General features: G+C 74.0%; 20 protein-coding genes. 13 read left to right on the forward strand and 7 right to left on the reverse strand.

What is annotated here, in order from left to right; translation table 11 throughout:
- Nucleotides 1-60: 60 nt before the first annotated feature.
- From SM452_RS17000 to SM452_RS17020, 5 genes are all read left to right on the forward strand, one after another.
- On the forward strand, nucleotides 61-1,008 hold the full coding sequence (locus SM452_RS17000; RefSeq protein ID WP_355514377.1) for an LLM class flavin-dependent oxidoreductase: 948 nt from the start codon (nucleotides 61-63) through the stop codon (nucleotides 1,006-1,008).
- Between the two features lie 11 nt (nucleotides 1,009-1,019).
- Entirely contained in the window at nucleotides 1,020-2,030 is a 1,011-nt protein-coding gene (locus SM452_RS17005; protein ID WP_463840247.1) for an aldo/keto reductase, read from the forward strand.
- A 67-nt stretch (nucleotides 2,031-2,097) separates the two neighbouring features.
- On the forward strand, nucleotides 2,098-2,367 hold the full coding sequence (locus tag SM452_RS17010) for a type II toxin-antitoxin system Phd/YefM family antitoxin (protein WP_366625473.1): 270 nt from the start codon (nucleotides 2,098-2,100) through the stop codon (nucleotides 2,365-2,367).
- Nucleotides 2,357-2,779: a PIN domain-containing protein gene (locus SM452_RS17015; protein ID WP_463840248.1), complete on the forward strand. Its 423-nt coding sequence runs from the start codon at nucleotides 2,357-2,359 to the stop codon at nucleotides 2,777-2,779. The genes SM452_RS17010 and SM452_RS17015 overlap by 11 nt, the downstream gene beginning before the upstream one ends.
- 91 nt (nucleotides 2,780-2,870) lie before the next feature.
- The gene (locus tag SM452_RS17020) at nucleotides 2,871-3,770 is read left to right on the forward strand and encodes a TIGR01777 family oxidoreductase (protein ID WP_357210458.1); all 900 of its coding nucleotides are present in this window, start codon (nucleotides 2,871-2,873) and stop codon (nucleotides 3,768-3,770) included.
- A gap of 28 nt (nucleotides 3,771-3,798) precedes the next feature.
- On the opposite strand, the gene SM452_RS17025 is transcribed toward SM452_RS17020, so the two are convergent.
- Entirely contained in the window at nucleotides 3,799-5,034 is a 1,236-nt protein-coding gene (locus tag SM452_RS17025; protein WP_463840249.1) for an extracellular catalytic domain type 1 short-chain-length polyhydroxyalkanoate depolymerase, read from the reverse strand.
- Nucleotides 5,035-5,207: 173 nt separating this feature from the next.
- On the opposite strand from SM452_RS17025, the gene SM452_RS17030 reads away from it, so the two are divergent.
- From SM452_RS17030 to SM452_RS17040, 3 genes are all read left to right on the forward strand, one after another.
- Entirely contained in the window at nucleotides 5,208-7,019 is a 1,812-nt protein-coding gene (locus SM452_RS17030) for a DUF6311 domain-containing protein (protein WP_463840250.1), read from the forward strand.
- 88 nt (nucleotides 7,020-7,107) lie between these two features.
- Nucleotides 7,108-7,749, forward strand: a complete 642-nt coding sequence (lipB, locus tag SM452_RS17035; RefSeq protein ID WP_030500098.1) for a lipoyl(octanoyl) transferase LipB — start codon at nucleotides 7,108-7,110, stop codon at nucleotides 7,747-7,749.
- A 4-nt stretch (nucleotides 7,750-7,753) separates the two neighbouring features.
- Nucleotides 7,754-8,146, forward strand: a complete 393-nt coding sequence (locus tag SM452_RS17040; protein ID WP_194801122.1) for a VOC family protein — start codon at nucleotides 7,754-7,756, stop codon at nucleotides 8,144-8,146.
- 367 nt (nucleotides 8,147-8,513) lie between these two features.
- Here the strand turns inward: SM452_RS17040 and aspS are convergent, their stop codons facing one another.
- Complete coding sequence (gene aspS, locus SM452_RS17045) at nucleotides 8,514-9,800, reverse strand: aspartate--tRNA(Asn) ligase (protein WP_463840251.1); 1,287 nt, start codon at nucleotides 9,798-9,800, stop codon at nucleotides 8,514-8,516.
- A gap of 413 nt (nucleotides 9,801-10,213) precedes the next feature.
- Between aspS and lipA the strand changes: the two genes are divergently transcribed.
- Nucleotides 10,214-11,203 (forward strand): lipoyl synthase, encoded by a 990-nt coding sequence (gene lipA / locus SM452_RS17050; protein ID WP_355514355.1) that lies wholly within the window; start codon nucleotides 10,214-10,216, stop codon nucleotides 11,201-11,203.
- Between the two features lie 60 nt (nucleotides 11,204-11,263).
- On the forward strand, nucleotides 11,264-12,853 hold the full coding sequence (locus SM452_RS17055; protein ID WP_463840252.1) for a DUF423 domain-containing protein: 1,590 nt from the start codon (nucleotides 11,264-11,266) through the stop codon (nucleotides 12,851-12,853).
- Nucleotides 12,854-12,868: 15 nt separating this feature from the next.
- Here SM452_RS17055 and SM452_RS17060 read toward each other — a convergent pair whose 3' ends face one another.
- The gene (locus SM452_RS17060) at nucleotides 12,869-15,793 is read right to left on the reverse strand and encodes an ATP-binding protein (protein ID WP_463840253.1); all 2,925 of its coding nucleotides are present in this window, start codon (nucleotides 15,791-15,793) and stop codon (nucleotides 12,869-12,871) included.
- Nucleotides 15,794-15,945: 152 nt separating this feature from the next.
- Nucleotides 15,946-16,116 (reverse strand): hypothetical protein, encoded by a 171-nt coding sequence (locus SM452_RS17065; protein WP_162959008.1) that lies wholly within the window; start codon nucleotides 16,114-16,116, stop codon nucleotides 15,946-15,948.
- Between the two features lie 215 nt (nucleotides 16,117-16,331).
- Between SM452_RS17065 and SM452_RS17070 the strand changes: the two genes are divergently transcribed.
- Nucleotides 16,332-17,021 (forward strand): DUF4191 domain-containing protein, encoded by a 690-nt coding sequence (locus SM452_RS17070; RefSeq protein ID WP_120568720.1) that lies wholly within the window; start codon nucleotides 16,332-16,334, stop codon nucleotides 17,019-17,021.
- A 61-nt stretch (nucleotides 17,022-17,082) separates the two neighbouring features.
- Here the strand turns inward: SM452_RS17070 and SM452_RS17075 are convergent, their stop codons facing one another.
- A complete protein-coding gene (locus tag SM452_RS17075) occupies nucleotides 17,083-17,538 on the reverse strand; it encodes an RDD family protein (protein ID WP_120568719.1) in 456 nt (151 codons plus the stop codon).
- Nucleotides 17,539-17,667: 129 nt separating this feature from the next.
- Between SM452_RS17075 and glnA the strand changes: the two genes are divergently transcribed.
- Nucleotides 17,668-19,092, forward strand: a complete 1,425-nt coding sequence (gene glnA, locus SM452_RS17080) for a type I glutamate--ammonia ligase (protein WP_463840254.1) — start codon at nucleotides 17,668-17,670, stop codon at nucleotides 19,090-19,092.
- Nucleotides 19,093-19,172: 80 nt separating this feature from the next.
- Here the strand turns inward: glnA and mptB (SM452_RS17085) are convergent, their stop codons facing one another.
- Both mptB (SM452_RS17085) and mptB (SM452_RS17090) read right to left on the reverse strand, forming a co-directional pair.
- The gene (gene mptB, locus SM452_RS17085) at nucleotides 19,173-20,660 is read right to left on the reverse strand and encodes a polyprenol phosphomannose-dependent alpha 1,6 mannosyltransferase MptB (RefSeq protein ID WP_463840255.1); all 1,488 of its coding nucleotides are present in this window, start codon (nucleotides 20,658-20,660) and stop codon (nucleotides 19,173-19,175) included.
- An 11-nt stretch (nucleotides 20,661-20,671) separates the two neighbouring features.
- Nucleotides 20,672-22,084, reverse strand: coding sequence for a polyprenol phosphomannose-dependent alpha 1,6 mannosyltransferase MptB (gene mptB / locus SM452_RS17090; RefSeq protein WP_463840256.1), 1,413 nt, complete (start codon nucleotides 22,082-22,084; stop codon nucleotides 20,672-20,674).
- A gap of 36 nt (nucleotides 22,085-22,120) precedes the next feature.
- Between mptB (SM452_RS17090) and SM452_RS17095 the strand changes: the two genes are divergently transcribed.
- Nucleotides 22,121-23,692, forward strand: a complete 1,572-nt coding sequence (locus tag SM452_RS17095; RefSeq protein ID WP_463840257.1) for a hypothetical protein — start codon at nucleotides 22,121-22,123, stop codon at nucleotides 23,690-23,692.
- Nucleotides 23,693-23,711: the final 19 nt, after the last annotated feature.

Here is a 23,711-nt window from a genome sequence, read left to right on the forward strand (position 1 = left end):
GTCGGCAGAATCGGCGCGTACGGGGTGGCCTGCGGCCCGGCGCGCGCCGATGCTGAGGCGATGGCGACCTTCTCCGTACAGGCCCATCCCACCGACGCGGCGAGCTGGACCGAGCTGGCCCGCACCGTCGAGGCGGCCGGTTTCGACGCGCTGTTCGCCGCCGACCACCCCGGCGACTGCGCGTCGCCGTTCGTCGCGCTGGCCGCCGCGGCGGCGGTGACCAGCACGCTGGGCCTCGGCTCGTACGTCTCCAACGCCGGCGTCCGGGAACCGATCCTGCTCGCCGCCGACGTGGCCACGCTCGACGTGGTCTCCGGCGGGCGGGCCCGGTTCGGCGTCGGCGCGGGCCACACGCCGGCCGAGTGGCGGGCCGTCGGGCGCGAGCGCCCGGACGTCGCCGGCCGGGTCCGCCGCTGCGTCGCGGTGACCGAGGCGGTACGGGCACTGCTGGCCGGCGACGAGGTCACCGTGGACACCGGGGAGCTGACCGCGCACGCCGCCCGCCTCACGGCACCCCGCCCGGTCCAGGACCGGATCCCGCTGACCGTGGGCACGTCCAACTCGACGCTGCTGCGCTGGGCCGGGAGGCACGCCGACGTGGTCGGCCTGACCGGCTTCGGCCGTACCCTGCCCGACGGCCACCAGCACACCGTCCGCTGGCGGTCCGACCAGATCGAGGCGCAGCTCGCGCACGTGGCAGCCGGAGCGGCCGGCCGGGACACACCGCCGGCCCTGGAGGCGCTGGTCCAGCACGTCGCCGTCACCGACGACGCCGAGGCGGCCGCCGCCGGGACGGCCGCCGAGACCGGGCTCACCCCGGCGGAGGTGCTGGCCACCCCGTTCGTACTGGCCGGCACGCCCGACGAGATCGTCTCGGCGGTCGCCGGGCACCGGCGCCGCTGGGGCGTCACCCGCTTCGTGGTACGCGCCGGAGCCGTCGACGCGCTCGCCCCGCTCCTGCCCCGGCTGGCGGGAAAAGGGCTGGACTTCGAGCACACTCGAAAGTGAACACTTGGCGCATGACGACGACACGACGGCTGGGCCGCAGCGGCATCGAGGTCAGCGCGATCGGCATGGGTTGCTGGGCGATCGGCGGCCCGCTCTGGGACGGCACCCAACCGCTCGGCTGGGGCGAGGTGGACGACGACGAGTCGGTGCGTACCGTCCACCGGGCTCTCGACCTGGGCGCGACGCTGTTCGACACCTCCAGCAACTACGGCGCGGGGCACAGCGAGCGGGTACTCGGGCGCGCGCTGGCGGGCCGCCGGGACCGGGCGGTCATCGCGACCAAGTTCGGCTACCCCACCGACGAGGAGACCCGCCAGGCGCTCGGCGAGGACGCCGGCCCCGAGTACGCGCGGCGCAGCCTGGAGGGTTCGCTGCGCCGGCTCGGCACCGACCACGTCGACCTCTACCAGCTCCACCTGGGCGGTCTGCCGGTGCCGCGGGCGCTGGACCTCGTCGGCACGCTGGAGGACCTGGTCGCGGAGGGGAAGATCCGGGCGTACGGCTGGAGCACCGACGACCCCGCCTCGGCACGCGCCTTCGCCGAGGCCGGACCGCACTGCGCGGCGATCCAGCACGACCAGTCGGTGCTGCGGGACAACGCGGCCATGCTCGCGGTGTGCGCGGAGTTCGACCTGGCCAGCCTCAACCGGGGGCCGCTGGCGATGGGCCTGCTCACCGCGAAGTACCAGGACGCACCGATCGCCCGGGGCGACGACGACGTGCGCGGCGTGGCACCGGAGTGGCTGGACTGGTTCACCGGCGGCGTACCGCGCGCCGAGTGGTCCGAGCGGGTGGCCCGGGTCCGTGAGGCGCTGACCGCCGACGGCCGCACGCTCGCCCAGGGCGCGCTGGGCTGGCTGCTCGCCCGCAGCCCGCAGACGCTGCCGATCCCCGGCTGCCGGACCGTCGCGCAGGCCGAGGAGAACCTGGGAGCGCTGGCGTACGGGCCGCTGCCGGAGGCGGCTTTCGCCGAGGTGGAACGCCTGCTCGCCGACCTGCGCACCGCCCCGGCCGACGCCTGACCGGCTCGGCTGCACCGACGCCGACAACCTGTAGCACTTCGTAGCACACAGGCGGTAGGCTGTCGGTGTGGCCGAGCACGCTCATCGCGAGATCACCCAACGCGAGCTGCGCAACGACTCCGGCGCCATCATGCGCGGGGTCGAGCGCGGAGAGTCCTTCACCATCACCCGCAACGGCACGCCGATCGGACGCTTGATCCCGATCCGGCGGCGCACGTTCGTACCGCGAGCCGAGGTTCTCGCGGCCTTCGCCAGCGCACCCCGGTTGGACGAGGCACGGTTCCGGGCCGACCTCGACGGCGCGATCGACCAGGAGCTGCCCAGCCGTGACTGGTGACCTCCCCGTCCGCGGTCTGATCGACACCAACATCGTCATCCATCTGGGCGGACTCGACGGGGCGGAACTGCCCAACGAGATGGTCATCAGCGCGGTCACGCTTGCCGAACTCTCGGCCGGTCCACATCACACCGACGATCCGCGCGAGCGCGCCCGCCGGATGAGCGTCCTGCAGCACGTCGAGGCCACCTTCGAGCCGCTTCCGTTCGACGCCGAGGCGGCGCGGGCCTTCGGCCTGGTCTCAGCGGCGGTGCTCGCCGCCGGACGAGGCACACGCCGCCGGGTGGCGGACCTGATGATCGCCTCCGTCGCACATGCCAACGCGCTTCCTCTCTACACCACGAACCCCGCCGACTTCCTCGGGCTCGACGGTCTGGTCACCGTGCATCCGGTCAACCGGCCGACCGGCTGAAGCCCGCGGGCGGCGCGCAACCGGTAGGCGTGACGAGTGAGTGATTTCGCTCAACGCATCCGAATCGCGCCGCGTACTCGAAGATGTGAGCATGCGGATCCTCATGGCCGGCGCGTCCGGTTTCCTCGGCACCCGACTGGTCGACTGCCTCACCGCGGACGGCCACCAGGTCACCCGCCTGGTCCGCCGCCCGCCACGCACCCCCACCGAACGGCAGTGGAACCCGTCCGCCGCGCAGCTGGACCCGCAGTGCGTCGCCGACGCGGACGCGGTGGTGAACCTGGCCGGCGCCGGGGTGGGCGACAAGCGCTGGAACGACGATTACCGGAAGCTGATCCGGACCAGCCGGGTGGACAGCACCACCACGCTCGCCATCACGATCGCCGGCCTGCCCGCCGCCGACCGGCCCGCGGTGCTGCTGAACTCCTCCGCCGTCGGCTGGTACGGCAACACCGGCGACCGGACGGTCACCGAGGAGGCGCCTGCGGGTGAGGGATTCCTCGCCGACGTCTGCCGGGTCTGGGAGGCCGCGACCCGCCCGGCCGAGGACGCGGGCGTACGGGTGGTGCGCCTGCGGACCGGACTGCCGCTGCACCGCGACGGCGGCCTGCTCAAGCCGCAGCTGCTGCCGTTCCGGCTCGGCGTCGGCGGCAAGCTGGGCAACGGGCGGCAGTGGCTGCCGTGGATCTCGATGCGGGACTGGCTCGACGCCGCGAAGTTCCTGCTGGCCCGCGACGGCATCGCCGGCGCGGTGAACGTGGTCGGCCCGGCGCCGGTCACCAACGCCGAGTTCACCAAGGAGCTGGCCCGGCAGCTGCACCGCCCGGCGATCATGCCGATCCCGGCGGTGGCGTTGAAGGTGGCGCTCGGCGGTTTCGCGCAGGAGGCGCTGACCAGCGCGCGGGTGCTGCCCGCCGTGCTCGACAAGGCCGGGTTCCCGTGGGCGCACCCGGACCTGGCGGGCGCGTTGCGCGCCGCCCTCACCGAGTGAGCGGGCGAGGGCGGCGCGACAGGGGCGATCAGCAGCCGATCACCCAGTACGCGGGCCCGGTCTGCTTCAGCGTGCTCGTGTAGAAGGTGTTGTAGAGGCCCATCCGCTGCCCGCTGCCGAGCGCGTAGGCGTACCCGCCGGACTGGTAGGCCCGCCCGGCCACCACGTGCGCGTAGTTGCTGGCGGTGACGCAGACCGGTGCGCCGGTCGGCGTGGGCGACGCGGTCGGCGACGCGGTCGGCGTGGGTGACGCGGTCGCCGTCGGGGCCGGGCTCGGCGAGGCGCCGCCACCGCCGAGCCCGAAGAAGACCGCGTCCCGGTACGTCGAACAGATGGTGTCCAGGAAGTACGCCCCGGCGGTGCCGCACTGGTCCGCGCCCGCACCCGGGTCGACGGGGGTGCCGTGGCCCATCCCGGAGACCCGGTAGAGGCGGACCTGGTCGCTGCCGTAGACCTCCAGGCCGGTGCCGGCCGGCAACGTGGACGTGCTGGTCGGGGTGGTCGACACACCCAGCACGTTCGTCCACTGGTCCCGCGACTCGGCGGCGTTCGCGGTCGCCACCGTGGTGTCACTGGTGCCGTGCCAGATCGCCACCCGCGGGCGCTTCCCGGTGTATCCGGCGTACGCGCCGCGGACCAGGTCGCCCCACTGCGCCGGGGTCTTGTCCACGCCCGGGTTCATGCAGCTGAACGCGGTGACGGTGCTGGTGGCGCAGCGGTACGGGATGCCGGCGATGATCGAGCCGCCGGCGAAGACGTCCGGGTAGGCGGCGAGCATGGCCGCGCTCATCGCGCCGCCTGCGGACAGGCCGCTGACGTACACCCGGGCGCCGTCGGTGCCGTAGGTGGTCTTGGCGTAGTCGACCATCTGCTTGATCGACAGCGCCTCGCCCTGGCCGCGCGCGGTGTCACCGGTCTCGAACCAGTTGAAGCAGGAGTTGGCGTTGTTGGCGCTGGGCTGCTGCGGCGCGATGAGCGTGAACTTCCACTGGTCGGCGTACTTCTGCCAGCCGGAGTTGGCGACGTACGTCGAGGCGTTCTGCACGCAGCCGTGCAGCAGCACCACGGCGGGCGCGCCGGCGGGCAGGCCGTCCGGGCGGTACGCGTACATGGCCAGGTTGCCGGGGTTGGAGCCGAATCCGGTGACCTGGGTCAGCGAGGCGGCCTGGGCGGGAAGGGCGGCTACCAGCGCGGTGGCCGCGGCCAGCACGACCCCGGCCGCCGCCCCGGCGACGCGGGCGATGAGGGATGAGGAGCGGGGCACGGGGACCTCCCGATCGTGGAATGTGAACTGAGTCACCTCCGAGTTGCCGAGACGTTACGGCCGCGTTTCGTCACACCGGAATGGCCGCCGCTCACACATTCACGGTCACCGAAGTGTGCGGCGAGTTCCGTGTCCGGGCGGTCTGCCCAGGTCCGGTTGGTAACGTCCGCTGCGTGCCCTCCTCCCCGTCCCCGGCCGCCGGCCCGGCGCCGACACGCGTCCGCGACCGGCGCGCCGACCTGCTGGTCACGCTCGCCGCGCTGGCCCTGGCCCTCTGGGTGACGAGTGGCCTGTGGCGGGATCCGAACAGCCGCGCGATCACCGTCAACTCCAGCGACCAGGCGCTGTTCGAGTGGCTGCTGGCGTTCGGCGGACACGCGCTGACCCACGGACAGAACCCGCTGTACACCACCTTGATCAATGTTCCGGACGGGGTGAACCTCGCGGTGAACACCTCGATCACCGTGTACGCGGCGGTCTTCGCGCCGCTGACGTACCTGATCGGGCCGCCCGCGACGTTCCTGGTGATCCTCACGCTCAACCTGGCCGCGACGGCGGTGGCCTGGTACTGGCTGCTCAGCCGGCACCTGGTCCGCAGCCGGCTGGCCGCCGGGGTGGGCGCGCTGTTCATCGCCTTCTGCCCGGCGATGGTGTCGCACGCCAACGCGCACCTGAACTGGACCGCGGGCTGGCTGGTGCCGCTGCTGATCTGGGGCGTGTTCCGGCTGCGCCGGCCGGGCCGGGCGGTCACCGGCGGGATCGTGCTCGGGCTGCTGGTGGCCGTCGCGTTCTCGATCGCCGCCGAGGGTCTGTTCTTCACCGCGCTGGCGCTCGGCGTGTTCCTCGCGGTGTGGGCGCTGCACCCGGCCCGCCGGTCCGAGGTACGCGCCGCGCTGCCCCGGATGGCGGCCGGACTGGGCGTGACAGCACTCGTCGCGGGGGCGCTGCTGGCGTACCCGCTCTGGCTGCACTTCCTCGGACCGCAACGGTTCCACGGCACCGGGTTCGACCCGCTGATCCACTCCGAGGACATCGCCGCGTACGGGTCGTACCCGCGCCGGTCGCTGGCCGGCTGGGCCGGATGGGGCACCTCGCTGGCGCCCAACCCGACGGAGGAGAACTCGTTCTTCGGCGTACCGCTGCTCCTGCTCGCCGTCGCCTGCTTCGCGCTGCTGTGGCGGCGCGCGGACCGGGCGTTCCGGGCCACGCTGGCCGCCCTCGGCGTGACCGCAGTGGTCTTCGCGGTGCTGTCGTGGGGGCCGACGGTGAAGTGGAACGGCCGCCGCTTCGACCAGACGCTGCCGTTCGGGGTGCTGGACAACCTGCCGGTGATCAACGCGGCGTTGCCGTCCCGGCTGGCGCTCGTGGTCGCGCCGGTCATCGGCCTGCTGCTGGCGTACGCGATCGACTCGCTGCGCGCCCGGCCGCCCCGGCGCCGGGTGAGCGGGCTCGCCTGGGCGCTGGGCTTCGTCGCCGCGCTGCTGCCGCTGGTACCCACCCCGCTGCTGACAAGCGTCCGCGAACCGATCCCGGCGTTCATCACCAGCGGCGCCTGGCAGCGCTACGTCCCGCCCGACGGGGTGCTGACCCCGCTGCCGCTGACCGTTGACGTCTACCCGGACGGGCAGCGCTGGCAGGCGTACGCGCTGGCGAACCGGCAGGGTGAGTTCCGGATCCCGTCCGGGTTCTTCCTCGGGCCGGGCGGGCCGGAGGGCCGGGGCCGGATCGGCCCGGTGCCGCGCACCTTCGACTCGCTGATGGATCAGGCGGGCCGGACCGGGCTGGTGCCGATCATCACCGACGGCAGCATCCGCGAGTCGCGTGCCGACCTGCGCTACTGGGGCGTCCAGGCGGTGGTGCTTCCCGACCGGGTGCACGGCGCGAAGTTCGACGTCGACGAGGAGGCGCTGCGGCGCACCGCCACCGCGCTGCTCGGCCCGCCCGAGCGGGTGGAGGACGTCTGGCTGTGGCGGGTGCCGGCCTGACCACTGCCTCGGCACCGACCGCAGCCTCGGCTCGATGGCGACGAGGCTCACGGGTCCGGTTCCCGGGGGTCGGGACTAGGCTGGACGGGTGAGCGTGACGACTTCCGGGCTGACCGCCGTCCGCGCCGGCCTGCTCGACTACCAGGCCGCCTGGGACGAGCAGCGCCGGCTGCACGAGGCGGTGGTGGCCGGCGAGCAGGGCGACACGGTGCTGCTGCTGGAGCACCCCAGCGTCTACACCGCCGGCAAGCGCACCGAGCCGTGGGACCGCCCGATGGACGGCACCCCGGTGGTGGACGTGGACCGCGGCGGAAAGATCACCTGGCACGGTCCGGGGCAGCTCGTCGGCTACCCGATCGTCCGGCTGCCCGACCCGGTCGACGTGGTCGCGTACGTCCGGCGCACCGAGCAGCTCCTGATCGACGTCTGCGCCGAGTTCGGGCTGGCCGCCGGCCGGGTCGAGGGACGCAGCGGCGTGTGGGTGCCGGAGGACGACCGGGGCCCGGCCCGCAAGGTCGCCGCCATCGGCATCCGGGTGGCGCGCGGTGTCACGCTGCACGGCTTCTCCATCAACTGCGACTGCGACCTGGGCTTCTTCGACCGGATCGTGCCCTGCGGCATCCGCGACGCCGGTGTCACCTCGCTGACCGCCGAGCTGGGCCGGCCGATCACCGTCGCCGACGTGCTGCCGGTGGTCGAGCGGCACCTGCCGACGCTGACGCAGGTCTGAGCCCGTGCGGCTCGACCTGGTCACGCTCGTCGTGGCCGAGTACGACCCGGCGATCACCTTCTTCACCGAGGTGCTCGGATTCGAGCTGGCCGAGGACAAGCCCTCGCTGACGAACGACGGCCGGCCCAAGCGCTGGGTGGTCGTACGCCCGCCGGGCGGCGGAACCGGCCTGCTGCTGGCCCGCGCCGACGGCGAGCACCAGGCCGGTGCGGTGGGCGACCAGACCCACGGCCGGGTGGGCTTCTTCCTCCAGGTCGACGACTTCGAGGCGGTGTACCGCCGGATGGCCGACGCGGGCGTCGAGTTCGTCCGGCCGCCCCGCACCGAGCCGTACGGCCGGGTCGCGGTCTTCCGCGACATCGCCGGCAACCCCTGGGACCTGCTCGGCCCCGCCTGACCGTCCCCTCCCCCGAGCCCGCGCGCCGGCAGGACCGGCGCCCCGCAGTCACCGTGAGTGACAGATGCCGTGCCCCTGGGTTGTGCCCTCTCGCCGACTTTGCTCTGCAGCCGGATACGCGACGGTCACTCCTTGTCGGCCGGCGCGTCGGTGGCTGCAGAGCAAAGGGCGCACATGCCCATCCCTCCCTCTCGGCGGGCGTTCGCCATAATCCCTGCTCACCGCGATCTGGAGGCGACAAGGGCACCCGAGCGACCTCTGACGCATCCTCACGGACCGTGACCGCAGTCGGAGACGGCTTCCCCTCACTCTCAGTGGCCACGCCGGGGCCGGTTTCCCCAGCCCCGGCTCGACCGAGAGCCGCCGGTCAGGGCGTGAGGCGGTGCAGGTCGCGCGGGAAGGCGGTCACCTCGCGGACGTTCGCCGCGCCCGTGAGCCGGGCGACGAACCGCTCCAGCCCGATCGCGAAACCGCCGTGCGGCGGCATGCCGTGCCGGAACGCGTCCACGTACCCGGCGTACGGCTCCACCGGCTCGCCGCGCGCCGCCAGGGCGGCCAGGTAGTCGGCGTGCCGGTGCAGCCGCTGCCCGCCGGTCACCAGCTCCACGCCGCGGAACAGCAGGTCGAAACCGTTGGAGTACGCGGGCCGGGCCGGGTCCGGATGGGTGTAGAACGGGCGCTTCGCCATCGGGTAGCCGGTGACGAAGAGGAAGTCGCTGCCGTGCTCGCGGAGCGCCCACTCCCCCAGCGCCCGCTCGTGCGCCGGGGCCAGGTCGGGTTCGGAAGGCGGCGCCCCGGCGATCGTCAGCGCGTCGGTGAAGTGCACCGCCGGGATCTCGGCCGGCACCTCCGGCACCGTCACACCGAGCGTCGTCAGCGCGCCACCGGCCCGCTCGCCGACGGTCGCCACCATCCCGGCCAGGGTCTCCCGCAGCACCGCCATCACGTCCCGGTGGTCGGCCACGAAGCCCAACTCCACGTCGAGCGACGTGTACTGGGCCAGGTGGCGCACCGTGTCGTGCGGCTCGGCGCGGAACACCGGCCCCACCTCGTACACCCGCTCGAAGACGCCGACCATGAGCTGCTTGTAGAACTGCGGCGACTGGGCCAGGTAGGCGGGCCGCCCGAACCAGTCCAGCGCGAACACGTTCGCCCCGCTCTCGGTGGACGAGGCGACAACCTTCGGCGTGTGCACCTCGACGAAGCCCCGCCCGTCGAGCGTGGCCCGGAAGCCGGACACGGCCGCCGCCGAGATCCGCAGCGCGGCGGAGCGGACCGGGTGCCGCAGCGCGACCGGCGCGTGGTCGAGCTGGGTGGGCAGGGTGGCGGTGAGCACCGGCCGGTACAGGTCGAACGGGGGCGGGACGGCGGGCGGCCCGAGCGGCCGTACCGTCGGCTCGACGACCTCGACCCCGGCGGGCGCGGTGGGGTTCGCGACCACCGTGCCGACCACCTCGACGACCGTCTCCTCGGTGAGCGCCTCGACCTGCTCGCGCACAGCGGGCGCGGCGACCACCACCTGGGCGAGCCCGGCGGCGTCCCGCAGGATCAGGAAGGCCACCGACTTGAGCAGCCGGCGGCGGTGGACCCAACCGGCGAGCCGCACGGTGGCGCCCACATGGGCGGGGAGTTCTGTGGACAGGATGCGTTGCACGACTACTACCTCCTTGACCAATCGCAACGCGATCCCCAGGGAGGTGTGGGCGAGCGGGAAACCTCGCGGTGCCACCACACCTTCGCCCCCGCCAGGGCGGGAGCCTCGTTCGTCGCCTTTTCACCGGGGCCGGCCGGGCGGGCTCTACTGGGCGCGACGCGCCGTTCTTCCCGCAGCTCGGGAGGGTCTTCGCGGACCGGCGCCAGACCGCCTCGCAGCAACCGGCGGCTCTCTCGACTGGCGGATCGGTCCGTTACTCGGCTCCGTCACAGCTCTGCCCGGCACGCTAGCACCGCACGCGCCACGCTGTGACCGGGTTTTTTCGCCCCTGGTGTCCGGTGTCACAGCCATTCCGGCGTGACGGCCGTCGCCCTCGTTCATCGACCGGCACCGACCGGCGTACGCTCGGTTTTGTGACGATCGAGCAATCCGCGCCGACGAATGAGCAGCCAGCGCGCACCGCGACTGTCGCCCCGGAGGGGCGGCGGATGCTGCGGATCGAGGCGCGCAACGCCGAGACGCCGATCGAGCGCAAGCCGCCGTGGATCAAGGTCAAGGCCAAGATGGGCCCGGAGTACACCCAGTTGCGCGGGCTCGTGTCGCGCGAAGGGCTGCACACCGTGTGCCAGGAGGCCGGCTGCCCCAACATCTACGAGTGCTGGGAGGACCGGGAGGCCACCTTCCTCATCGGTGGTGACCAGTGCACCCGGCGCTGCGACTTCTGCCAGATCGACACCGGCAAGCCGGCCGAGTTCGACGCCGACGAGCCGCGGCGCGTCGCCGAGTCGGTCGCCACGATGGGCCTGCGCTACGCGACCATCACCGGCGTCGCCCGCGACGACCTGCCCGACGGCGGGGCCTGGCTGTACGCCGAGACGGTCCGGCAGATCCACGCGCTGCAGTCCGGCTGCGGTGTCGAACTGCTGATCCCCGACTTCAACGCGGTGCCCGAGCAGCTCGCCGAGGTCTTCGGCTCGCGGCCCGAGGTGCTGGCCCATAACGTGGAGACCGTGCCGCGCATCTTCAAGCGGATCCGCCCGGCGTTCCGCTACGAGCGTTCGCTGGACGTGATCCGCCAGGCGCGGGCCGACGGCCTGGTCACCAAGAGCAACCTGATCCTCGGCATGGGCGAGGAGCGTGCCGAGGTGTCCCAGGCGCTGCGTGACCTCCACGAGGCGGGCTGCGAGCTGATCACCATCACGCAGTACCTGCGCCCCTCCCCCCGGCACCACCCGGTGACCCGCTGGGTCAAGCCGGAGGAGTTCGTCGAGCTGCGCGAGGAGGCCGAGGAGATCGGCTTCGCGGGCGTGATGAGCGGTCCCCTGGTCCGCTCGTCGTACCGCGCGGGCCGCCTCTACCAGCAGGCGCTCGACGCCCGCCGGGAGGTCACCGTCGCCGGCTGAGGCCGGCCGACCACCGCGTCACCCGCCGCCGGCCGCCCGCCGGATGCCATGATCACAGGCATGACCGCCGGGGTACGCGAGGAGCCACGCGAAGCGGTGCGCCCTCGTACGCCCCGGCGGCTGCCGTTGCCGACGCTGCTCGCCCTGCTCGTCGGGTCCGCCGGGGTGGGCTACCGGCTGGCGCTGCTGTTCGCCGGCGTACCGCCCACCAACAGCGACGAGGCGACGATGGGGCTGGCCGCCCTGCACATCGCCCGCGGTGACGGCTTCCCGGTGTGGTTCTACGGCCAGGCGTACATGGGCACGCTGGAGGCGTACCTGGCCGCGCCGCTGGTTGCGCTGGCCGGACCGTCGGTGCTCGTGCTGCGGCTGCCCACGCTGGCGCTGTACGCGTTGTTCCTGCTGCTGTCCTGGCGGCTGACCCGGCGTCTCGGCGGTGACCGCTGGTACGCCCTGCTGGTGGTCGCCGTGCTGGCGCTCGGCGCGGACCGGGTGGTGAAGAACCAGCTCATCGCCGGTGGCGGCTATCCGGAGCTGAACCCCGCAGGTGCCGCGCTTGCGCTGCTGACGGTCGGGCTCTGCGTGACCGGGGCGGGCGCGCGGCTGCCCCGCTGGGCGGCCTGGGGACTGATCTCCGGGGTGCTGCTCTGGGTGGACCCGCTGATCCTGCCGTACGTGCTGACGCTCGGCGCGCTGCTGGTGGCCCGCCGGTGGCGGGAGCTGGCCGGCCGGGCCGGGGTGGTGCTGACCGGCGCGCTGCTGCTGGGCGCGGCCCCGATGCTCGTGGACAGTATCCGGCACAGCCGCAACCCGGTGGCCGCGGTACTGGCGGCCGGTGGCACGGGCTCACCTGCCGACTGGGCGGACCGGCTGCACGGCGCGCTGGTCCTCGGGCCGCCGCTGGCGATGGGCTTCTGCTCCCCCGGCCGGTGCGCCACCTGGCAGCTCTGGTGGGCCGTCGCGTTCCCGGTGCTGCTGGTGCTCGCCGCGCTCACCGCGTGGCTCACCCTCCGCCGTACCTCCGGCGGTCCGGGCTCGCCGGAGCGGGTGTCGGCCGGGGTGCGGCTGGCGCTGCTCGGCGGCGCGGCGGGTGTGCTCGGCGCGTACGCGGTGAGCAACGCGGCCGGGCAGACGCCGATCGAGAGCAGTCGTTACCTGTCGTGCCTGGCGGTCGCCGTGCCCGCCCTGCTCTGGCCACTGTGGCAGGCCGCCCGCCGGCCGGCGGTCCGGGTGGCGGGAGTCGCGGCGGTGGCGGTGCTGGCGGGTGTGCTCGGCACCGGCGCGGTGGCCACAGTGGACGTGATCCGGGCGGCGCCGGCCGTGCACGCCGAGGCGGACCGGCACCGGTCGCTCGTGGACACGCTCGGCGCGCTCGACGTCCGGAACGTCCGCGGCGGCTACTGGACGTGCAACCGGCTCACCTACGCCACCGGCGAGAACGTGGTCTGTGCTGTGGTCGACGACGACCTGACCCCGGGTTTCGACCGGTTGCCCGCGTACCGGCGGGAGGTGGCCGCCGACCCGGGCGCGGCGTGGGTGGCGCCGGCCGGCTCGCCGCTGGCCGCACGGCTGGACGAACGCCTCGGCACCGAATCCGGCGCGCTCGACGTGGTCACGGTGGCCGGCTGGCGGATCTACCTGCCGCGCTGACGCGGACGCGGCGCGCTACCGGGCGCGGCGCTGTGCCGGGGCGGGCGGCGAAGCGTCGAGCAGGCCGAGGCGGTGGGCCAGCGCGGCGGCCTCGACCCGGTTGGTCACGTCGAGCTTGGCGATGATCCGGGACACGTGCACACTCGCCGTCTTCGGCGAGATGAACAGCCGCTCGGCGATCCGGCTGTTGCTGTGCCCCTCGGCGACCAGCCGCAGCACCTCCTGCTCCCGGCTGGTCAGCAGGTCCGGCCCGGGTCGCCCGGTGCCCCGCAGCCCCACCCGGCGGGCCAGCGTCGCCGCCTGCTCGCCCAGCGGGGTGGCACCCAGCCGGGCGGCCAGTTCGGCCGTCTCCCGTACCGCGGCGGCGACCTCGTCCCGCTCGCCCGCCGCCGCGGCCGCCTCGGCCAGCCCGAGCAGCGCCCGGCCCAGCGGGTACGGCTGCCCGGCCGCCCGCCACGCCGCCACGGCCTCCCGCCACGCGGCGAGCGCCTCGGCGGGAGCGGCGGGGCCGAGCCCGGTCAGGACGGCGGTGACGTGGGCCGCGTGGGCGTGCTCGGCCGGGTGCCGGGCGGGCAGCGCGGCGGCCACCGCCGACACCTCGGCGGCGAGCGTCGCCTCCCCGATCACCGCGGCGGTACGCGCCAGCGCGTTCAGCAGCGGCCAGCCCTCCCGCGGCAGGTCGGCCAGGTGCGCGTCGGCCAGTGCGGCGCGCGCCGCGCGTACCGCCTCGGGCTTGTCGTCGGCGGCGAGCGCGGCCTCCACGCGCAGCTCGTGCAGCGGCAGCCGGTGGTTCGGCCAGAGGTAGGGGCGGCTGAGGAACGCCAGCGCCCGCCCGACGACCTCGTCGGCGCCGGGATGGGCGCGGGCCAGGTGGAGCCCGGCGCGCAGTTGCAGCCAGTGCAGCCCGGACACGCCGGGCGGGTCGATCCGGGCCGCCTCGGCGCAGGTGGCGTCCGCCTCGTCCCAGCGGCCCAGCGCGATCAGCGCCTCGGCCCGGTTGGACAGCAGGTACGCCCCGATCGAGCGGCTGATGCCGACCCGGCGCGCCTCGCTCACCCCGGCCGCGGCCGCCTGTTCGGACTCGTCGTAGCGGCCCAGTTCGTAGAGCACGTCGGAGAGGAAGACCAGCGCACTGACCAGGGCCCACGAGTCACCGGCGGCGCGGGCCCGCGCCTCGACCCCGCGCAGCTCGGCCAGCCCGCGCTCCGGGGTGCCGTCGAGGCGGTGCAGCAGGGCGATCCGGGTGGGCAGCAGCACCAGGTCGGTGCCGACCTCGGACGCGCCGGCCGCGGCTTCGGCGGCGACCGAGGCGGCCTCGCGCGGGTCGACCTTCATCAGGTGCGACGCGATGTCGGCCAGCACGGCGAACCGTTCCGGGCCGTCGGGGGCGCCGGCCGCCAGCCGGTACGCCTCGCGCAGCTCGGCCGCGCCGTCGCTCTTGCCGAGCAGCGCGAACAGCCGGCCGCGATGGTCGAGCAGGCGGGCGGCGCGCAGCGGCTCGGCGCCGGGGTCGACCTCGGCGAGCGCGGCCCGGGTGAGCGTGAGCGCGCGGCTGAGGTCACCGGCGGTGACCGCGGCGGTGAGCGTGTCCTCCAGCACCCGCAGGTGGTCCATGCCGAGCCGGTCGGCGGCGTCGGGCACCTGCTCCCACAGTTCGAGGACGCGCTCCAGCAGACGACTCTGCTCCGCGTACGCGTACCGTTCGGCCGCCGCCTCGGCGGCGACCAGGGCGGCGGTGAGCGCGCGCGGGTGGTCGTGCGCGGCGTACCAGTGGTGGGCGATCTCGGCCGGCGCCCGACCGGCGGCGACCAGGTGGGGTTGGGCCTCGATCGCGGCGGCGTACCGGGCATGCAGCCGCGCGTGCTCGCCGGGCAGCAGGTCGTCGTGCACGGCCTCGCGGACCAGCGCGTGCCGGAACTCGTAGTCGCCGTCCGGGTCGGCCACCACGAGCTGCCCGGCGACGGCGGCGCGCAGCGCGTCCTCCAGTTCGGCCTCGGGCAGGCCGGCCACCTCGGCGAGCAGTTGGTGGGCGAAGCGGGTGCCTCCGGCGGCCGCGATCCGCAGCACCCGCTGGGCCGGCTCGGGCAGCCGGTCGACGCGGGCCAGCAGCAGGTCGCGCAGCGTCTCCGGGATGGCCGCGCAGCCGACCGGGCCACCGGCGGCGGCCAGTTCCTCGATGAAGAACGGGTTGCCCTGGGTGCGTTCGTGCACGTCGTCGACGGTCCGGGCGTACTGCTCGGTGCCGAGCAGGTCGGCCAGCACCGCGGCGGTGCCGTCGCGGTCGAGACGGCCCAGCTCGATCCGGTCCACGCCGCGGACCCGGTCCAGCTCGGCGAGGAACGGCCGCAGCGGGTGCCCGCGGTGCAGCTCGTCGGTGCGGTACGTGCAGACCACCAGCAGGCGGGTGGCGCGGGCGGCCCGCACCAGGAAGCCGATGAGATCCCGGGTGGACCGGTCGGCCCAGTGCAGGTCCTCGATCACCAGCACCAGCGGGCGTTCCTCGGCGATCCGCCGGAACAGGTCGGCGACCAGGTCGAACAGGTAGCCACGCGGGGTGTCGGCGAGCGCCGGCCCGGCGGGCGCGGCGACACCTGCGGGCATCCGGGCGAGTTCCGGCAGCAGCCGGGCGAACTCCGCCTCGTAGCCGGCGAAGGCGGCCGGCCCGTCGTGGCGCAGCACGTCGCGCAGCGCGGCGGCGAACGGGGCGAACGGCAGGCCGGCCTCGCCCAGCTCCAGGCACTGGCCGACGAGCAGCCGCGCGCCGGCCGCGTCCACCTGCGTGCCGAACTCCTCCAGCAGCCGGGTCTTGCCGACACCCGCCTCGCCGCCGACGAGCACCGTCGCCGGCTCGCCGGACCGGGACCGGGCCAGCGCGTCGCCGAGCGCGGTCAGCTCGGTCCGGCGGCCGACGAGGACGGTGCTGGCGGCGCGTACGGTCACGCCGTCGAGCATGCCACGCGCCCCCGACGGCCCGACCGGGCCGATCGGGCCGCGCGTCGCCGCCGGTCCGGCCGCCCCCGTGACGGCCGGACCGGCGAACTGCCCTGCGGCACCGGCCGCGCCCACGATCCCGGGGACGGCCGCCGGTGCGGTCACCGGCGGGCGTCGGTGGTGCGGGCGTTGTGCTGCCGACGGCTGAGCCAGCCGCGCGGGTGCCGCCGTGGCAGCGACCGGGCGAGCCGGTCCTGTGCGGCGTCGGCCTGCAACTCGGAGGCGTGGCTGCGGTGGATGCTGAGGATGAAGTCCGCGTCGTTGCCGAACATCTCGATCTCCCTTGTCGTGCGGTGTCGTTCCCTGTCGAGATCGACTCTCCGCGCGAAGGTGCCCCCGGGGCATGGGTACGCCGCCTGATCTTCGCCCGCCCGGCCTCCTTACCGGCGGGCCGGTTCGGGCCGGCACGGCGGTAAGGTACTCAGCCCTCGGCGGAAGAGGCGGCCACGGATCAACGTGATGTGCGCCGACCACTAGACTCTGCGGTATGGCAAAGCCCCAGGAGAAGGTCTCGTTCGGCCAGCGGCTGAAGCAGATCGGGATGGTGTTCCGGTTCACCGCCAAGCAGGACAAGTGGTTCGCGCCGCTGACCGCGGCGGCGGTGCTGATCCCGCTCGCGCTCACCGTGGTCGCGGTGATCGCCTGGGGCTGGCTCTGGCTGCCGATCGGCATCCTGCTCGCCCTGCTGGCCGTGCTGATCGTGCTCAACCTGCGCTCCAACAAGGCGATGATGAACGCCGCCGAGGGGCAGCCCGGCGCGGCGGCGCAGATCATGGAGAGCATGCGCGGCGACTGGCGGGTCACTCCGGCGGTCAGCTCCACCACCCAGATGGACATGGTGCACCTGGTGGTGGGCCGGCAGGGTGTGATCCTCCTGGCCGAGGGCAACCCGCAGCGCGTACGCGGCCTGCTCGGCCAGGAGAAGCGCCGCCTGGCGAAGGTGATCGGCACCGCCCCGCTGCACGACTACGTGATCGGGCAGGGCGAGGGTGAGCTGCCGGTCCGCAAGCTGCGGATGACGCTGATGCGGCTGCCCCGCGCCCTGTCCCCCAAGGACGTCAACGCGCTCGACAAGCGGCTCAAGGCGCTCACCGCGCGGCCGCAGATGCCCAAGGGCGCGATCCCGAAGAACATGCGGCCGGCGCGCGGCGCGTTCCGGCAGACCCGGGGTCGCTGACCTCCGGCGTACGCGAAGAAGGAGCCGGTCCCGTGCGGGGCCGGCTCCTTCGTCGTACAGGTCAGCGGCGCGGGGCGTCGGTGACGACCGACCCGGAGAGCCGGTCGTGCAGGCCCCGCCGGTGCTCGTCCATGAGCAGGGCCGGCACCACGAGGGCCAGCAGGAGGCCGCGCAGCAGGCCCCGGAGCAGCCCGATCCGGCCGCCGTCGGCCCAGGACACGCAGCGCAGCCGGGTGAGGAACATGCCGGGGGTCTGGGCGAACAGGCCGATGAAGAAGCCGTACTCCAGGATCAGCACCAGGACCGGCGGCCAGCCGTCGCGGACCGGGTCGGAGAAGGCCCGGGCGACCATCAGGCACAGCACCCAGTCGATGATCAGGGCGCCGAAGCGGCGGCCGAGGCTGGGCGGGGTGAAGGCGGGGTCGGTGGCGGGCGGCACCGGTGTGGCGGCGGTATCGGTCACAGCGGCCAGGGTAGCGCCGCCTCGACCCCTGACGAAAAATACGACATTCAGCATCAGAGTGTGCCGGGATGACGCTCCGCAAGCGACGTAACACGGCGGAAACAGACGAGACACGGCCGGGCAACCCCCCGGCCATAGCGTCGCCAGTAGCCAGCTACCGGAGTGGACCTGCCAGGAGGACGTGTGTTCGCCAATTCCGAGGAACTCCTGCGATACCTCGCCAACGAGGACGTGAAGTTCGTCGACGTACGTTTCTGTGACCTGCCCGGCGTGATGCAGCACTTCAACCTGCCGGTCGAGTCGTTCGACGACAGCGTCTTCACCGACGGCCTCGCCTTCGACGGATCCTCGATCCGCGGCTTCCAGGCCATCCACGAGTCCGACATGCTCCTGCTGCCGGACGTCGCCACCGCCTTCATCGACCCGTTCCGGGCCCAGAAGACGCTCGCGCTCAACTTCTTCATCCACGACCCGTTCACCCGCGAGGCCTACTCCCGCGACCCGCGCAACGTGGCGAAGAAGGCCGAGGCGTACCTCGCCGCCAGCGGAATCGCGGACACCGCGTACTTCGGCGCGGAGGCGGAGTTCTACATCTTCGACTCCATCCGCCACGAGACCTCCGCGCACCAGTCGTTCTACTACATCGACTCGATCGAGGGCGCCTGGAACAGCGGCCGGATCGAGGAGGGCGGCAACCGGGGTTACAAGACCGCCTACAAGGGCGGCTACTTCCCGGTGCCGCCGGTGGACCACTACGCCGACCTGCGCGACCGGATCGTGCGGCGCCTCGTCGACGGCGGCTTCACCGTCGAGCGGTCGCACCACGAGGTCGGCACCGCCGGCCAGTCGGAGATCAACTACAAGTTCTCCACCCTGCTGCACGCCGCCGACCAGCTCCAGCTGTTCAAGTACATCGTCAAGAACGAGACCTGGGCCGCCGGCAAGACCGCGACGTTCATGCCCAAGCCGCTGTTCGGTGACAACGGTTCCGGCATGCACACCCACCAGAGCCTCTGGCGTGGCGGCGAGCCGCTGTTCTACGACGAGACCGGCTACGCCGGCCTGTCCGACACCGCCCGCTGGTACATCGGCGGCCTGCTGCACCACGCACCCTCGCTGCTCGCCTTCACCAACCCGACCATCAACTCCTACCGCCGTCTCGTCCCCGGCTTCGAGGCCCCGGTGAACCTGGTCTACTCGCAGCGCAACCGCTCCGCCTGCACCCGCATCCCGGTCACCGGCAGCAACCCCAAGGCCAAGCGCGTCGAGTTCCGCGTCCCCGACCCGTCCAGCAACCCGTACCTGGCGTTCTCGGCCATGATGATGGCCGGTCTCGACGGCATCAAGAACAAGATCGAGCCGCCGGCGCCGATCGACAAGGACCTGTACGACCTGCCGCCGGAGGAGTGGGGCGACGTCAAGCAGGTTCCGGGTTCGCTGCCGGAGGTGCTCAACGCGCTCGAGGCCGACCACGACTACCTGCTCGACGGCGGCGTGTTCACGCCGGACCTGATCTCCACCTGGGTCGACTGGAAGCGGGCCAACGAGGTCGACCCGGTGCGTCTGCGCCCGACCCCGCACGAGTTCGCGATGTACTTCGACTGCTGAGCACGCTCGTCAGCACCGGCCGGGCCGGCTCCGCGATGGCGGAGCTGGCCCGGCCGTTCCGCGCGGTGCGGTTCGGCCGTTCACGCGGTACGCCGGCGCAACGCGGCCCGGACACCGGCCACCGCGACGACCACCACCAGCGCCGTCATCAGCACCGCGCCCGGCGCCTTGCTGAACCGGGCCAGGTTGGATCCGTCGGGCAGGGTGAGCGCCGAGGCGACCGCGCAGGGCGCCACGAACCAGACCTGCCGGGCCAGCGGCACCGCCGCGACCGCGAGCACTGTCAGCGGCCAGATCGCGTACCAGGGGTGGAAGACCGGGGCGAGCAGCACCGTGGCGGCGAGCGCCAGCCCCGCGCCGAGCAGCGCCACCCGGGGGCGGGCCAGCGTCAGCCGGGCCACCCGCTGCCGGGCGTCGTTGAGTCGGCGCAGCGTCGTCCACGCCTGCCACCAGAGCGCGACGAGCGTCCCGGCCAGCAGCACCAGCGCGACCGCCCGGGCCACCGGAACCGCCTGCGGTCGCAGGCCGGCCAGCTCACCGGCATAGTCGATGACGAAGCCGACAGCTGTGGGCGGGGACGTCCACTGCTGCGAGTCGCCGCTGTGGCCGAGCCCTCCCACCCAGCCCAGTCCGAGACCGGTGGCGAGCGAGAGGACCAGCAGCGTGCCGAGCACCGACGCGGCCAGCTGCCCGCCGTCGCGTAGCAGCGCACGCCAGGTGTAGCGGCCGAGCACGGCGGCGAGCGCCGCGAACGGCAGCGCCACCACCGCGACCGCCTTCACCGCCACGGCCAGGCCCAGCAGCATCCCGGCCACCAGCAGCGCGCGCGGCTTGCCCGGCAGGCGGACCAGCACCAGCAGCCCGAGCAGGAGCAGCCCGAGCGCGAGCGCGTCGTTGTGCGCGCCCGCCACCAGGTGGACCCCGACCAACGGGCACGCGAGCACCAGCCAGGCGGCGCGGCGGGTGGGCATCCCGGCGGCGCGGGCCAGGCCGGGCAGGCAGAGCGCGGCCAGCAGCACCCCGGCCACCGCGACCAGCCGCAGCGCCACGATCGTCCCGATCAGGCCGCCACCGGCGAGGACGGCGAGCCCGGCCAGCAGCACGAAGAACGGCCCGTACGGCGCCGGGGTGTCCCGCCAGATCGGCGACACCGAGTCGGTCCACGGGCAGCCGGCCGCGGCGACGCCCACCCGGTACGGGCTGAGCCCCTGCGTCCACGTCCAGCCCTGGCAGGCGTACGAGTAGACGTCGCGGCTGCCGATCGGCGGCGCGGCGAGCAGCGGCAGCGACCAGAGCCCGGCGGTCACGTACGCCCACCGGCCGGACGGTGCGCCCCACCGCAGCGACCACCAGGCGCCCACCAGCAGCAGCATCCCGGCCAGCCAGCAGCCGAGCGTCACCGGCCCGTGCGGTGCGGTCCAGATCGCGGCGAGCGTGCCGCGCGGTGGCGTGCGGGGTAGCGCGCCGCCGAGCCATCCGGCGACGGTGAGCAGCACGGCCCCGGCGAGGCCGGTGTAGCGGGCGAGACCGGCGGCGATCGGCCGGACGGGTCCGTCGGGCTCGCTCACCGGCACACTCCTCAGTCCACGGGAACCGGCTGCCGGCCCTTGCGAGCCGACCGTACCAACCACACGACCACCCCGATCACGAACAGGGTCATCAAGGGCGCACCGGGCATCTTGGAGTACCGGGCCAGCCCGGTGCCGTCGGCCAGCACCAGGAACGACGACACCACGGTGACGATCGAGAACCAGAGCTTGCGGTGCGCGGTGGCGGCGAGCACGGCCAGCGGCCACAGCCAGTACCAGGGGTGGAACAGCGGAGAGAGCGCGACGGTGGCGGTCAGCGCCAGCCCGGCGTGCCAGAACGGCTCACCGCGACGGAACGACCGGAACCAGAGCCAGATCAGCACGGCGACCAGCACGACCATGCCGATCGCCCGGGTCACCGGCAGCGCGTCGACGTGCACACCGAACGGCGCGAGCAGGTAGCCGACGGTCTGCCCCACCGCCGTCGGCGGCGACGTCCAGGCCACCACCAGCCCGCCCTGCTCCAGCCCGCTGACGAACCCCAGCCCCAGCCCGGAGGCGACTGTCACGGCGGTGAGCGCGGCGAGCGAGCCGCCGACCACCCACCCGCCGTCGCGCACCAGCGTCCTGATCCGGTACGCCCCGACGATCGCGGCCAGCGCGGCGAACGGCATCACGACCAGCGCGGTGACCTTGACGGCGGCGGCCAGTCCGAGCAGCGCCCCACCGGCGAGCAGCGGTCCGGGCCGGCCCGGACGGGCCGCCACCACCGCCAGCCCGGCCACGAGCAGGCCGATCATCAGCGCGTCGTTGTGCGCGCCGGAGACCAGGTGCACGGGCACCAGCGGGCTCGCCAGCGCCAGCCAGAGCGCCCGGCGCGGCGGCACCCCGCAGCGGCGGGCCAGCACCGGCAGCGCCCACGCGGTGAGCGCCACCCCGGCCACGGCGAGCACCCGGAACAGCGCGACGGCGGCGAGCAGCGAGCCGGTGGCCTCCACCACCGCGCCGGCGAGCAGCACGAACAGCGGCCCGTACGGTGCCGGGGTGTCCCGCCAGATGTAGGAGATGGTGTCCAGCCAGGGGCACGGCAGCGCGGACACGCCCTGCTCGTAGGGGTTGATCCCGGCCGAGAAGCTGGCGCCCTGACAGGCGTACGCGTACACGTCCCGGCTGCCCAGCGGCGGCGCGACGAGCATCGGCAGCAGCCACAGCGCGACGGTGACCAGCACCCACCGGGCGGACGGCACCCGGTCCCGCAGCGACCACCAGGCCCACGCCAGCAGCGCGGTGCCGACCAGCCACAACCCGATGATCAGCGGCCCGTTCGGGCCCTGCCAGATGCTGACCGGGGTGGGACGCAACTCGCCGTCGGGCAGGGCGCCGCCGAGGAACGCGGCCACGGCGAGCAGCACCGAACCCGCCAGGCCGATCCAGCGCGAGAGGTGGTGAGGCACGTCCGACATGCTGCCAGTACGGTGGTTCGCGATCAGGAGGTGGGCATGCGGGGCGGTCGGGTGGTGGCGGTCTCCGCCGTGTCGGCGCTCGTCCTCTGCGTGCTCTACCTCACGCTGCCGGCCACCGGCTCTGACCTGTCCGCGCAGGTCGCCCGCGCCGGGTTCTTCGCCGATCACGGAAGCGCCCTGGTCGACCTGCGCTGGTACGGCGGTGTGCACCCGTGGGGCTACAGCCTCGTCTCGCCGCCGCTGATGGCACTGCTCGGGGTACGCGTCACCGGCGCGCTCGCCCTGCTCGCCTCCGCCACCGCGTTCGCCGCCCTGCTGGTGCGGACCCGGGTGCCCCGTCCGCTGCTCGGCAGCCTGGTGGGCGTGGTCACGATCGCCGGCAACCTGGTGTCCGGGCGGGTCACGTACGCCCTCGGCGTCGCGTTCGGCCTGGCCGCGCTGCTCGCTCTCACCGTCCCCGCCCGCCGCTCCCGGCTCGTCGCCGCCGGTGCCGCCGCGCTGCTCGCCTCGGCGGCCAGCCCGGTGGCCGGGCTGTTCGTCGGGCTCGCCGGCGTCGCGCTGCTGCTGACCCGCCGGTACGCCGACGGCCTGCTGCTCGCCGTACCGGCCGCCGCACCGCTCGCGGTGACCGGGCTGCTGTTCGGTGAGGGCGGCTGGATGAACATCAGCACTGCCGACACCGTGCACGCCGTGGTGACGAGCCTGGTCGTGGCGGCGCTCGTGGCGTACCGGCCGGTGCGGGTGGGCGCGCTGCTGTCCGCGGCCGGGGTGCTGGCGTCGGCGCTGCTGCACACGCCGGTCGGGCTGAACGCCACCCGCCTGGTGGTGATGTTCGCGCTGCCGGTGCTGGCCGCCACCGCGACGCTTCCCGCCCCGGTGTCCGATCGGCTTCGCGCCGCCGGCCGGCGCTTCCGGGTCGCCGGGGCGGTCGGGCTTGCCGCGCTGCTGGCGGTGGTGTGCTGGTGGCAGCCGCCGGTGGTCACCGCCGACCTGCGCAGCGCCGACGACCCGACGGCGGACCCGGCGTACTTCACGCCGCTGCGCGCGGAGCTGGCCCGGCGCGGGCTCACCGGGCGGGTGGAGGTGCCGCCGACCCGCAACTACTGGGAGGCGGCCCACATGGGCGACGTGCCGCTCGCCCGGGGCTGGCTGCGGCAGGCCGACATCGACCGCAACGCGCTGTTCTTCACCACGGTGCCCGGCGCGGACGGCACCGGCGTCCCGCTGACCCCGATCACCTACCGGGACTGGCTGGCCGACAACGCGGTGCAGTACGTGGCCGTGCCCGACGCCGAGTTCTCCTGGGTGGGTGCGTCGGAGGCGAAGCTGGTGGAGACGGGCCAGCCGTACCTGACCGAGGTCTGGTCGGACCGGCACTGGAAGCTGTACGCGGTCGCCGAGCCCACGCCGCTGGTCGGCGCGCCTGGTGAATTGATCCGCCAGGACGGCGCCTCGATCACGTTCCGCGCCCCCGCCCTCGGCAAGATCCCGATCCGGGTACGCCACGACCGCTGGCTCACCGTCAACGGCGGCGCCGAGGTCACCCGAGACGGCAAGTGGATCACCGTAACGGTCCCCCGAGAGGGCACCTACACCCTCACAAGCTGACCCACCCGCCCCCGCCCTC

It is taken from the genome of Micromonospora sp. SYSU B005, from assembly GCF_055362685.1.

Bases quoted from the DNA above. Each gene is read 5' to 3' on its own strand.
- SM452_RS17070 (WP_120568720.1), top strand. From the start codon at position 16,332: ATGGCAAAGCCCCAGGAGAAGGTCTCGTTCGGCCAGCGGCTGAAGCAG.
- SM452_RS17055 (WP_463840252.1), top strand. From the start codon at position 11,264: ATGACCGCCGGGGTACGCGAGGAGCCACGCGAAGCGGTGCGCCCTCGT.
- mptB (WP_463840256.1), bottom strand. From the start codon at position 22,084: ATGTCGGACGTGCCTCACCACCTCTCGCGCTGGATCGGCCTGGCGGGT.
- SM452_RS17020 (WP_357210458.1), top strand. From the start codon at position 2,871: ATGCGGATCCTCATGGCCGGCGCGTCCGGTTTCCTCGGCACCCGACTG.
- SM452_RS17075 (WP_120568719.1), bottom strand. From the start codon at position 17,538: ATGCTGAATGTCGTATTTTTCGTCAGGGGTCGAGGCGGCGCTACCCTG.
- SM452_RS17005 (WP_463840247.1), top strand. From the start codon at position 1,020: ATGACGACGACACGACGGCTGGGCCGCAGCGGCATCGAGGTCAGCGCG.
- SM452_RS17065 (WP_162959008.1), bottom strand. From the start codon at position 16,116: ATGTTCGGCAACGACGCGGACTTCATCCTCAGCATCCACCGCAGCCAC.
- SM452_RS17095 (WP_463840257.1), top strand. From the start codon at position 22,121: ATGCGGGGCGGTCGGGTGGTGGCGGTCTCCGCCGTGTCGGCGCTCGTC.
- SM452_RS17000 (WP_355514377.1), top strand. From the start codon at position 61: ATGGCGACCTTCTCCGTACAGGCCCATCCCACCGACGCGGCGAGCTGG.